Below are 12,108 nucleotides of genomic sequence, written 5' to 3' on the forward strand. Positions count from 1 at the left end.
AATGGTTGATTTTAAGGGTCTAATTTAGTGATCGAAGCGGTCTGCGGCAAGCCGAGGTTGGGGGGCTGGAGGCTCTAAAAAGACTTGCATCTAGCCGGAAACTTCCACCACCTGTTCAACCGGTAGTGCACCGCCGCGGACGCGGATTTCGCGGACCGGATAGGGAACACGGATCCCCTCGCGCTTGAAGGCGTCCCACAGCGCCAGCATCACCTCGCTCTTGACGTTGTCCAGGCCGTCCGGATCGGGCAACCAGAAGGTCAGGGAGAACTTCATCCCGGCCTCGGCGAATTCGGTCAGGATGCAGTTCGGGGGCTTGCTCTTGATCGCGCGCGGCACGGCGCCGGCAATGTCGATGGCCAGCTTGCACACCGCCCGCGGATCGGCGTCGTAATTGGTGCTGAACAGCACCTTCACCAGCGTGTTCTTGTCGGTATAGGTCCAGTTCACGACCTTCTGCGTCACCAGATCCTCGTTCGGAATCAGGAACTCGCGGCCGTCGCCGGCGGCGACCGAGATGTAGCGCGTCTTCATCGCGCTGATGCGGCCCGAACTGTCGCCGATGGTGACGAGGTCGCCGGGCTTCACCGATTTGTCTGCCAGCAGGATGATGCCCGAGATGAAATTGGCGACGATCTTCTGCAGGCCCAGACCGATGCCGACGCCGGCCGCGCCGGTAAAGACCGCAAGCGCCGAAAGGTTGATGCCGACGGTGCCGAGCGCGATCGCGATCGCCGTCACCATCAGACCGATGCGGATAATCTTGACCAGCAGCACCTGGATCGATGGCGTCAGATCGCTGGCGCGGGTAATCCTGCTTTCGATGAAGTTGCTGGCGATGTTGGTCAGCCACAGCGCCGCGATCAACAGTGCGCCACCCTTGATCAGCAGCAACGGCGTCAGCCGCAAGCCTCCGATCTCGATCGCAAACGAGTCCAGCGTTTCCGCTGCCGGATCAAGCTGGCCGAGGATACTCAGTGCCGCGACGAACCATGCCGATATCGACACCAGCTTGACGATGAAGGCGTTGCGGATCACCGAGGTCACGAGCCGGATCACGAGCCACGCCAGCGCCAGCTTGGCAGCGACCATCAGCAGGTAGCTGCGGCTTGGCCACGTCAGGTGGTACATCGTGATGCGCTCTGCGATCACCAGGACTGCGAACACCGCGGTCGACGCGCTGGCGACCAGCACGCGGGCGAAATGCCGCAGCGGCAACGGCCAGCGCATCGCCAGCGAGGTCATGTCAACCCGCGCGCGGATCGCCGCATCCGCCGCATAGGCGATGCCGGCGGCGGCCAGGATCAGCCCAAACTGCAAATAGAACCATGGCGAGGTGACCTCTGCACCGACCGATCGCGCGGTCGATTGCAGAAACTCAACGATCTCTTTCGGGGCCATGTCCATCGGCAAAATCTCGTCAGGCGCAGCGCAGGCAAATTTGATTCGAACGGTGGGCAGATTTCCACAAACAGGGCGGCCGGACCATCGATACATGGGCCGGCGAAGTCAATTAAGCCCCTGAAATCGGGCACATTGCCGCTATCGCAGAAATGGGTTGGCGTTCAACTGTGGCAACGATAAGGATGCAATTGCAAGTATTTGCGAAGATTGTAGAGGTTATTGCGGAGGTTCATGGCTTCTCTCGACTCGGTCAGCATCGCCATCTTTCTGGGCGCCATTCTGGTGATGGCCGGCATCCTGTCGAGCCTGCTCGCGCTGCGCTTCGGGGCGCCGCTGCTGCTGGTGTTCCTCCTGATCGGCATGCTGGCGGGCGATGCCGGGCCGGGCCAGCTCAATTTCAATGATGTCCGCACCACCTATCTGGTGGGGTCGGTGGCGCTGGCGCTGATCCTGTTCGACGGCGGCCTGCGGACCAAGTTTCAAAGCATCCGTATCGTGCTGGCGCCGTCGATGGTGCTGGCGACGGTTGGTGTGCTGGTGACCGCGGTGGTTGCCGCACCGGCTGCCAAATATGCGCTCGATCTGAGCTGGACCGAGGCGCTGCTGGTCGGCGCCGTGGTGGCGTCGACCGATGCCGCGGCGGTGTTCCTGCTCGTTCACACGCAGGGCCTGCGCCTGCGCCCCCGTGTCGGAGCAACGCTGGAAGCCGAATCCGGCACCAACGATCCGTTCGCGATCTTTCTCACCCTGATGCTGGTCGAATTCATTTCGCTCGGTGAAAGCTCGCCTGGGCATGTTGTGATGGAGCTTGCCCGCGAAGGCGTGCTCGGTGCCGTCATCGGCGTGATCGGTGGCCGTCTGGTGGTGGTGGCGCTCAATCGCATGGCGCTGCCGCAAGGCCTGCATGCGCCCTTTGTCGCGACCGCTGCGCTCGTGATCTTCGGCGTGGCGCAGATCTCGCACGCCTCTGGATTTCTCGCGGTCTATCTCGCCGGCATCATCATCGGCAACCGGCCGACCCGCGCGCATAACTCGGTGATAACCTTTCTCGACGCCGCGACCTGGCTGGCGCAGATCGTGATGTTCGTTCTGCTGGGCCTTCTGGCGTCGCCGCAGCGCCTGCTGGACAGCGTGGGTCCCTCGGTGATCGTGGCGCTCGTGCTGATGCTCGTGGCGCGGCCGCTCGCGGTGCTGCTGTGCCTGGCGCCGTTCCGGTTCAACTGGCGGGAAAAGGTCTTCATCGCCTGGACCGGCCTGCGCGGGGCGGTCGCGATCTTTCTCGCGTCGATCCCAATGCTGGTCGGGCTGTCGAAAGCCTATCTGTATTTCGACGTCGCCTTTGTCGTGGTCGTCATCTCGCTGCTGCTGCAGGGCTGGACGCTGGGGCCGGCGGCGCGGTGGCTACACGTGGCGCTGCCGCGCGTCGACCGCGGCCCGCGGCGCGTCGAGCTCGATCTGCCGGGCCAGCTCGAACAGCAACTGGTCGGCTATCCGGTGCGGTCGAAGAGCCTCTACGTCCGGCGGGGGCTCATTCCGTCCTGGTCGAAACCGACGCTGGTGATCCGCGACGAGCGGATTCTTTCACCTGCCGAGGCCGATCCGGTCGCAGCCGGCGATTACATCTATCTGCTGGCGCCGCCGGAGAAGGCCGAGGCGCTGGACCGCTTCTTCGTCGACATGCCGCCGAGCTCGGCGCCCGATCCGCATCTGCTCGGCGATTTCATGGTGTCGGGCGAGCACACGCTTGGTGAACTCGCCCAGATCTATGGCGTATCGGCCGGGGAAGAGCAGGCTAGTCTGACGCTGGCGGATTATTTCGACATTCATCTCGACCATGCGCCCAAGGTAGGCGCCGAGCTCGTGCTGGATCCCATCGTGCTGGTCGCGCGCAGCATCAGCGGCGGCCGCGTCAACGTCGTCGGCCTGCGGCTGCCGGAGGATGAGGAGCAGATCGTGCCTTTGACGCGTAGGCAGAAGGCCAAGCGCAAGCTCGCGGAGATCTGGTCGTCGGTAGCGGGGGTCTGAGCTCTCACGGGCGACAAGGAGTCGTTGTTCGTTCGCGATAATCAAAGGCGGTGTCAAACTCCTCCTGTGCCATTTCTGGGAAGAAGGATTGTCGCCAAAGGCTGCGTTCAACTCCTATGTTACCCGCAATGCGGAGGCATCCAGCAACTACCCAACGATCAAAATTTCTGTTGCGAGAATAGACCCGCTAGTTTCTCGTTTGTCTCTCCAAGCTCAGGCAGTTCCGTCGAGTCGCCACCCGCATAAAGAATTACCCGAAATTACCGAGGTGTCGTCACGCTCGCTGCCATCGTCCTATCGATCCGATAGGTGTCCACACTGCCAAGGTCAGTCGGCGACTTCTGCTTCCTGAACGTCCCCCTGCCTTTCGCCGCTGTTAGAGCGTCGCGCTGCGCGGTACCGGCCAGGCGATAGGCCGTGATATCGATGGAACAGCTTCGAAAACGCCGCCGCTGTCTCGTAACCGACCCGGCTGGCAATGCGTGCGATGGGCTCATCGCTGGTTTCCAGCAGGAACGCAGCTTCCGCCATCCGGCGTTCGATCACATAACGGTGCATGGACTGGCCGACGAGTCTGGTAAAGCGCGCCGAGAATACCGAGCGGCCGAGCCCCACGCGGTGGCCAAGGTCGCTCAGGGTCCAGGGCCGCTCCGGGTTTTCGTGAATCAGCTTGAGCGCCGGTCCGATATGCGGGTCAGATATGGCCCCGAGCCAGCCGCCTTGTCCGGGACTGAGTGACGCGATCCAGCTTCGGAGCACCTCGACAAAGAGCACTTCCGTCAGTCGTGAAAGCGCGACGCGTTGGCCAGGACGTTCAAGCGCGGACTCGCTGACCATGCGGCGCAGGATTGCTTCAAGCCAACCACTGTCCGCCGTCGGCTTCAGCAGGAGCACGGGTGGAAGTAGCTCCAGCACGCTGCCAAACAGCGGCCGTGACACCGTGAAATTGCCGCAGATCATGGTCGAGAGCGGCTTTGCTCGGGTGCCGTGACTGATGACGCCAAGAAGCGGCGACGATCGATCGATATCGATAATCCGCAAAGGCTTGGCCCGGCGATCCGAATAAAACACATGGGGCTCTCCGCGCGTGATGACGACAAAGTCGCCCTCGGTCATCTGTATTTCCTGTCCGTCCTCGAGCGCGAGGGTCGCTGAGCCCTGGCTGAGATAGTGAAACAGAGCGTAGGGGCGCGCCGGCAACTCAAGATGCCAGGGATGGCCGAGCTCGAAGTGAAAGAGCAGCGTCCCGCCGAGACGAACGCGATCGAGCACGTGGGCGAGGATGTCCATGCCGCCGAGATTAGACCGATGGACGATTGGACACAACATCCGGACGATTGATCCCTATCGTCCGCAAGGTCCGCGGAATAGGTCATGTCGCGGCGGGCCGACGTCACGAGCGGCAACCATCTCGCCGACGGCAGATGGAAGAACCGCGACCTTGCTGGAAACGCCTGTCCATTCCCCCGGACCGTGTTCGTCCGACATGCCAACAGGAACAATCAATGCGAAATATTCTCCTCTCAGCCGCCACCGTACTCCTTGCCGGAACGACATTGGTCGGCTCCGTCCATTCCGCCGAACTGCCCAAGGGAGCAGCCCACAACATTGTACTCGTGCACGGCGCTTTCGTGGACCAGACGAGCTGGCGGCCTGTTGCCGATATTCTCACGAAGAAAGGCTACAGCGTCACGCTCGTTGAAAATCCGCTCACTTCGCTCGCCGCCGACGTTGATGCCACCAAACAGGCGCTCGCGAGGCAGGACGGCAGGACCGTTCTGGTCGGCCACTCATGGGGCGGCGTGGTGATCACGCAAGCCGGCAACGATCCCAAGGTTTCGGCGCTGGTCTATGTTTCCGCCTTCGCGCCGGAGGTCGGTGAATCTCTGGCGTCGCTGGCAAAGGCCGGCCCGCCGACCGAAGGCGGCAAAGCGATCCATCCCGACGCGAAGGGCAATTTGTACATCGATCCCAAGGTGTTTCCGTCGGCCGTCGCGGCTGACCTTCCTCCGGAAATCGCTGAGCACCTGGCCAACTCGCAGCTTCCGTTGAATCACGTTGCGTTCGAAGCCCCCGTCGACATTGCGGCCTGGCATGACAAGCCGACATTCTATGTCATCAGCACGAAGGACAAAGTCCTCGCGCCCGAGGCCCAGAAGTCGTTTGCAGCCAGGATCAAGGCGCAGACGACGGAAGTCGCCGGCAGCCATGCCTCGCTCGTCGTCCATGCGAAGCAAATCGCTGAGGTCATCGAAAAGGCCGCACTCGCGAAGTGACGGTACGCTCCCGGCGCTTTCGCGTCGGGAGCGCGCACACTTGCTCAGAGGAATACAGAACGCATCGGACCGCGCAAAACCGGCCAAAGCCGCGGAAGCGTCAGCGAAATCCGGGAGGAAGCTCTCAGTCGCTGCGCCACACCGTCCCCCACTCTTATGCCAAGCATCCGGAGGATGACATGAATCAACTCGACATCGCGAGCCAGGACGCCGCCACGCTCGAAACGGCGCCGACCCGTTACATCGAAGGCCACGGAATCCGCTTCGCCTATCGCCGCCTCGGCGGCGCTACCGGAACGCCGCTGATTCTGCTGCAGCACTTCTCTGGCAACATCGATGCGTGGGATCCCGCCGTCGTCAACGCTCTCGCCACCGATCGCCCTGTAATCGCATTCGACAACGCCGGGGTTGGCCGCTCGACCGGCCAAACGCCTGACAATATCGCAGCGATGGCGAAAGATGCAGTCGCCTTCATCAATCTGCTCGGCCTTTCTGAGGTCGACCTGCTGGGCTTTTCTCTTGGCGGCTGCGTCGCCCAACAGGTCGCCGCCGAGCACGAACGGCTGGTCCGGAAGCTCATCCTCGTCGGCACCGCACCGAAAGGCGGAGAGGAACACCTGTTAGCGGTTCTGCAGGAAGCGTTTTCCCAAACCGATGCGCCGGACCCCCGCCTGCCGCTGTTCTTCACGAATTCGTCCGCCAGCAGGTCCTCCGGCTTGGCTTTCCTGAAGCGGACGAAGGTGCGTAAGGACGATCGGGACACCGATAACGGCAGCGCGGTCACCGATCCGCAGGCCAAGGCGCTGATCACCTGGTGCGCCACACCTGATCCCGGGCACGCCATTCTGCGCGCCATCCGCCAGCCCGCTCTTGTGGTCAGCGGCAGCCACGACACCATGCTGCCCGCGAACAACGCCTACGCAATGTTCAAGGAACTAAGCAACGCTCAGCTTGTCTTCTATCCGATTCAGGGCACGGCGCCCTGTTTCAGCACCACGAGATGTTCGTCAGCCACGTCCGGACCTTCCTGGATGCACAGCCCGCGGCTGCATGACTTCCGGGCGTTCCGACGCGATCAGAGGCACTTCATCATGAGACTTGTTCCGGAGGACAAATGACAATCGCTAAAGTCGAGGTGGAGCGTTTCAGCCTCACGAGCTTAAAACCATTCGACGCTGTCGTGGCCGCGCTCAAGTCGGCGGTTGGGCAACCCAACATGGCCGAATTCTTCAAGGAGACGAGAGCGACAAAATCCTTCACGGATTTGGAGCGTGTTGTACAAAGCGGCCTCGGCCGAACGGACCTTATGCTCTTCGCGGAATTCGACTTGGGCGACATTCTGCGTCGCGAAACTGGATCCAAGACGCCTAAGATCATACGGTTTGTGGTCGGCAATCCACTCATCATGAAAGAAATGGTCAAGCACGTGCCCGATGCTGGATCTTACGCTCCAGTCACAGTGCTCATTGATGAGCGTCCCGATGGCGTGCACGTCTCTTATGACAAAATGGAGAGTTATCTGCTCCATTATGGCAGCTCGGAAGCCCTTACCGTTGCCCGAAATCTCGATGCCAAAATCACAACCTTGCTACGCGAATGTGCAAGCTAAAACGTCCTGATGACGTCTTCGGCCGATGGAAGTGAGTAACTGATACCAATCGCAGAACGCGAACGGGCGTTGTCATGACGCGAGCCAAACGTTGGAAGGGGAATTCCTGCATGTACAAGACTCTTCTTGTCACTCTCACTGCCTCGGCTCTTTCCACCGGGGCTGTCGCGGCTGCTCCCGCCGTCAGGAAAGAACCGCTGGATGCTGCGACCCTGAGCGCGATAAAATCGAAGTTCGGCAGGCTCATGGAGTTGGCCAACAACCACGATTTCAAGGCTCTGCATGGGATGTTCTGGCAATCGCCCTCGACCCTGTTGGTGGCTAAAAGCGCGATCCAGTCCGAGGGGAACTGGGCCGGCTTCTGGGGCAACGAGGCAGTTGATCAAAAGCTGCATGACATCGGTAGCTCCGGTCCGGTCGTGCTCGAGCCAGATTATTCGAAGCTCAAGGTTGTCGGCCTAACGCGCGACGTCGCCGAGTCCTACGTGCCTATGAACATCACGGTCTCTTATGCGGGGCAGGATGGAACAGCCAGGCCGTTTCTGATGATCATCAATGGCTTCGCGTCGGGAAGGACTGGAAGGTCGCTTCCGAAATCATTCTGCCGGTGCCGCCCGTACCCGCCGCAAAAGGCTAGGCGCGAGGCCTCAACTATCCGGCAAGACGCCTCGCATTGTTCCGTACTGAACGCAACGTCCCGGGGCAGCTGACTGACGAACCGCTAGTCGTGCGAGGCGCCGGCGGCGCGCCAGTATCAGGAAGCCTTCGCTAAGCTCGATGCGGATAATGCCGGCGCGACTCTCCTTCAGCCTTTGTTAGAACGTATGCCGCTGGCCCGCTCGCCAGCTTTCACTTAGAGCTGCTCAACGGCGCAACGAGCGCCGTCATTCAAATCAACCAGCGAAATAAATCCTTCAAATGGCAGCTTTGGGTCGGTTTGACCGGATCACGGCGACTTCCGGTCTACCCCGGTGAACGGACATTCTCAGGATAGGCGGGCATGTCTCAAAGGTGCTGCCAAGAGCAGACTTCGACAGACCACCAATGGAGGCGAGCCCAACGCGTCGCCTGATCAGTCGCCCAGTTTGCCAAGAACCCACGTTCGATTGAAGAACAGCTCGGCTCGGCCCGTACTGACGGATAGGCGAACCGGGATTTGCCCGGAATCATGAGCGCCAAATCGCGCGAGGTTGGCCGCAGCGTCGCGGCCAGCGCTACAGGTCAACACCAACTGATCCGCAGGGCTTGAAGGTTTGGAGCGAGCGCCCGTGCAAGCACCCCTCATGTTTCTGGGCGTATGCAAGCAGGCCCATGATAATCAAAGCCACCACGACCAATCCGGCTACTAGGTTCTGCACCATGGCCGCCACTCCAGGGGAACGCATGAACAAGGCGACCGGCGCGAATCGTGGGGGTCAACGCCGGGGCAGCGCTCTCTCTCGAGCCGACCATGGGGCTGGGGCTGAAATGATCAGCGAGAGGTCGCGCAGCCAAAGAGAGCACAATTGTCGACCTGATGGCAGTGCAAACTTGTTGCCGCGCTGCGCAAATTCGACGCGCGATCAGAAGCTGCGTCGTCGAAAATTCGTCTGTTTGGCCGCCATTGCCGCGATGCTGGTGCTTTCGGGGCGAGCGGCCGAAAGGGACCTTGATGATCTGCTGCTCGTAGCTGCGGTGACAGTGCACTCAACTTTTTTGTCGATGCGATCGTCCGCAATGCGCCCATCATGACGCAGCGTGAAAGTTAGATGCACCGGGTATTTTCCGTACTCGGGGCGACTCTACCGGCCGTATCTCCTCCACCTCCTGTGGTCACGCCGCAGCAGCACTCCCCGCTTCAAATCAGTGCTCTCACTGCAGCCAATTATTAAGTGCAGCCTAATTCCCTTCCACGAACTGAACGCCGATTACCCGACGGGGGCAAATCAATGAGCGTTTCGGCACGAGCTACGGCGGACAAGTCGGCTTCAATCCGCCCTACGAGCTGCCCTGAACGGCCGATTGCAAAGCGGCGGCGCTGGTTGGCGCCGCCGCTTTCATCGCCCGGTCGTTGCTCTTCTTGAATTACTTTGCTGCTGCTGTTTGCGGCGGCGGCGGGGGCTTAGGAATCGACGTCAGCATCCGGATCTTCCATTGCCCATTCTCACGGACATCAAGAGCAGTCCAGATGATCGTTACGTCCAGAGGATCACCTTTCTCACTCTTTCCGGTAATTCTGGATTCACCAGTAGCCATAGCCATGTCATCTGACAGAGGCTGAATCTCAGTTGTCTTTACTTCGAGATGATCAAATCCAGTCTTAAAAACGCCTTCGTAAAGCTTGGTGTTATCAGTTACCACTCCTCCAGCGTTAACTCGAAGATAGTTCTTTGTAAAAAGTGAAGTAATCCCGGCAGCATCCTTCTTGTTGAAGTTCTGCTCGTATGCTGAAGCTACCTTCCCAAGTTCCTCCTTGAGTTTTTGATCTGATGCAGTCGCAGGAATTGCTGATAGCAATAGTGAAAAACATACAGCTCCAAATGCGCGCATGATGTTGCTCCCTATTGTTGATGCCTCCCTAGAATAGAGGATGGAGACGAGGCTTGCTTCCATCTTCAACTGCAGCACGCCCCGGCCTTGAACCGACCGCCTCTCTCTGTTCTCCCATGAACAGCCTTCGCTTGATCTGTCTCAAGGAATTTTATCCGCTGTGTACGGTGGCCGGCGTGGTCTTGCTGCGTTAGCAAAGGCTTGCCGAATCGTTCGGTGATCGAGGCAGCCCTGTAAATCTGCTACGATCACGGCATGACGGCCCACGGCCAGCAGCGCTTCGCCGAGTTCGTCTCGGAATTCATCGATGGCAGCGGCATCGAGCCACCGCTGTATGTGATCGCGATTGGCTCGAATGGCGCGGTCAGCGTTTCGCGGCATGCCAATTCCGACGTCAAGCAGCGAGTAGGCAAAGGCGCACAGCGCCGTGCCCACCATCTCTCACCGTTGTCCGGGATGGTGGGCACGCTTCGCTTTGCCCACCCTACGGCGCCTTGCCTGAATCACCACAAAACCCGCTGCGCGAAAGATCGAATTTCGCCAGCCATTTCAGCGTGATTTGGGTCGTCCAGATTGCGCATCGAAAATAAACCGCTTCTCATTTCCCCCAAATCAGCCCCATCTTCGCGCCATCCCGCCTCATCGAAGAGGGGCGTACGCGTCGTCACGATACGTGGAGTGCGGGTTGCGGTGGACGCGATGGCGTCGCGCGCGCGAGGCATTGCAGGGCGGTTTCAGGCTTTGTCCTGGGGCTGTGAGCGATTGATCCGCGCAGGACGAGCGGCGTTGTTGCGTACGGCAAAAGCGTGTGGTTCTGGCACCCGTGGCTGGTGTCAAGCTGACGGAGGCTGAACGAATCCAACCGGGTTCGTTGGGCCGTCGATCCGGCAGCGACGGAGGCAAGAGGAATTCGTCTCCGGGAAGAGCGCGCCATAAGCCGTCAAACCATTGCGCAGGGAAGGCCGGATGCTCTCCGCTGGACCTGTATGCTCGTGTGCGCACTTCTTTGTGCATATTGCACACGAGACCGCGGGTGCAGCGCGCACCCGGTCTTCCCTGCGCCCTCGTTGTTTCGGGGGAAACGAGCCGTCGCATCGACTCGGGGCGCGCGTCGCCTGCGAGCGTAGAGGCGCGTCTGAGCTTGTTGGGCTAGTTAAGGTCGACTGTTAGTCGCTGGTCGCGGGTTTGAGTGGCTATTTCGGCGGTTGAGCAATCAGCGGACTATCTCTAGTCTGGCCGCAGGCCGAGCAACGGCCTCCCGGTGGAAACGCAGGAGACACAACAATGTCCGCTCCCCTCGACGATCAGCTCGGCTTTGCGCCCGACTACGATTCCGCCGTCCCCTATATGCAGCGGACTCGCGATTATTACGCCGCGATCGGCTACACGACGCCCTATCGTTGGGCGCATTATGTCGAGGCGCCGTTCCAGCCGCTGAAGAAGCCGCTCGCGAAGTCGCGCGTCACCATCATTACCACTGCCGCGAAGTATGATCCCACCAAGGGCGATCAGGGTCCCGGAGCGGCCTATAACGGCAGCGCCAAATTCTATCAGGTCTATGACGGCGACACCGCCAAGCAGCACGATTTGCGGATCTCGCATATCGGCTACGACCGCAAGCACACAACGGCCACCGACAGCGGCACCTGGTTTCCGTTGCCGCAGCTCCTCAAAGCCGCCGCCTCGGGACGCATCGGAGAGGTCGCGCCGCGCTTCTTCGGCGCGCCGACCAATCGCAGCCACCGCGTCACCATCGATGTCGACGCGCCGGATATTCTCGCCCGCTGCCAGGCCGACAAGGTCGATGTCGCCGTCATCGTGCCGAACTGCCCGGTCTGCCACCAGACGTCAGCTTTGGTAGCGCGTCATCTCGAAGCAAACGGCATCCCAACCGTCGTCATGGGTTGCGCCAAGGACATCGTCGAACATGCCGCCGCGCCGCGCTTGCTGTTCTCGGATTTCCCGCTCGGCAACTCCGCCGGCAAGCCGCAGGATGTCGAGTCGCAGGCGTTGACGCTCGAACTGGCGCTGCGGTTACTGGAGTCCGCGGCAGGCTCCCGCACCACGATGCAGTCGCCGCTGCGCTGGAGCGAGGATGCCTCCTGGAAGCTCGACTACAACAACATCGCGCAGATGAGCCCGGAAGAGCTGGAGCGGCGCCGCGCCGAGTTCGACAAGCAGAAAGAGATCGCGCGCGGCAACCGGGCGGCGTGACGCTGGCTACGGCCTTAAGGGTCGTCATTGCGAGCGAAGCGAAGCAATCCA

8 protein-coding genes and 2 pseudogenes are annotated in these 12,108 nt (G+C 60.8%); 7 read left to right on the forward strand and 3 right to left on the reverse strand.

Annotation, left to right across the window (positions count from 1 at the left end):
* Window positions 1-90: 90 nt before the first annotated feature.
* Window positions 91-1,407 (reverse strand): mechanosensitive ion channel family protein, encoded by a 1,317-nt coding sequence (locus tag KIP88_RS16700; RefSeq protein WP_214489016.1) that lies wholly within the window; start codon window positions 1,405-1,407, stop codon window positions 91-93.
* Between the two features lie 228 nt (window positions 1,408-1,635).
* Here KIP88_RS16700 and KIP88_RS16705 point away from each other — a divergent pair, with 228 nt between their 5' ends.
* Window positions 1,636-3,429: a potassium/proton antiporter gene (locus KIP88_RS16705; protein WP_214489017.1), complete on the forward strand. Its 1,794-nt coding sequence runs from the start codon at window positions 1,636-1,638 to the stop codon at window positions 3,427-3,429.
* Window positions 3,430-3,756: 327 nt separating this feature from the next.
* Here the strand turns inward: KIP88_RS16705 and KIP88_RS16710 are convergent, their stop codons facing one another.
* Window positions 3,757-4,719: an AraC family transcriptional regulator gene (locus tag KIP88_RS16710; protein WP_214489103.1), complete on the reverse strand. Its 963-nt coding sequence runs from the start codon at window positions 4,717-4,719 to the stop codon at window positions 3,757-3,759.
* Between the two features lie 215 nt (window positions 4,720-4,934).
* Here KIP88_RS16710 and KIP88_RS16715 point away from each other — a divergent pair, with 215 nt between their 5' ends.
* The 4 genes and pseudogenes from KIP88_RS16715 (at window position 4,935) to KIP88_RS16730 (ending at window position 7,951) form a co-directional block, all read left to right on the forward strand.
* Window positions 4,935-5,705, forward strand: coding sequence for an alpha/beta fold hydrolase (locus KIP88_RS16715; RefSeq protein ID WP_214489018.1), 771 nt, complete (start codon window positions 4,935-4,937; stop codon window positions 5,703-5,705).
* 179 nt (window positions 5,706-5,884) lie between these two features.
* A pseudogene (locus KIP88_RS16720) lies at window positions 5,885-6,759 on the forward strand (alpha/beta fold hydrolase).
* 60 nt (window positions 6,760-6,819) lie between these two features.
* Window positions 6,820-7,314: a DUF302 domain-containing protein gene (locus tag KIP88_RS16725; protein ID WP_214489019.1), complete on the forward strand. Its 495-nt coding sequence runs from the start codon at window positions 6,820-6,822 to the stop codon at window positions 7,312-7,314.
* Between the two features lie 110 nt (window positions 7,315-7,424).
* Window positions 7,425-7,951: pseudogene (locus tag KIP88_RS16730) on the forward strand (hypothetical protein).
* A 1,427-nt stretch (window positions 7,952-9,378) separates the two neighbouring features.
* On the opposite strand, the gene KIP88_RS16735 reads toward KIP88_RS16730, so the two are convergent.
* Window positions 9,379-9,921: a nuclear transport factor 2 family protein gene (locus tag KIP88_RS16735; RefSeq protein WP_308163584.1), complete on the reverse strand. Its 543-nt coding sequence runs from the start codon at window positions 9,919-9,921 to the stop codon at window positions 9,379-9,381.
* Between the two features lie 177 nt (window positions 9,922-10,098).
* Here KIP88_RS16735 and KIP88_RS16740 point away from each other — a divergent pair, with 177 nt between their 5' ends.
* Together KIP88_RS16740 and KIP88_RS16745 are read left to right on the forward strand one after the other, a co-directional pair.
* The gene (locus tag KIP88_RS16740) at window positions 10,099-10,401 is read left to right on the forward strand and encodes a hypothetical protein (RefSeq protein WP_214489020.1); all 303 of its coding nucleotides are present in this window, start codon (window positions 10,099-10,101) and stop codon (window positions 10,399-10,401) included.
* Between the two features lie 726 nt (window positions 10,402-11,127).
* Complete coding sequence (locus KIP88_RS16745) at window positions 11,128-12,057, forward strand: glycine reductase (RefSeq protein WP_214489021.1); 930 nt, start codon at window positions 11,128-11,130, stop codon at window positions 12,055-12,057.
* Window positions 12,058-12,108 lie beyond the last annotated feature (51 nt).

Source organism: Bradyrhizobium sp. SRL28, assembly GCF_018596315.1.
Classification (GTDB): Bacteria; Pseudomonadota; Alphaproteobacteria; order Rhizobiales; family Xanthobacteraceae; genus Bradyrhizobium.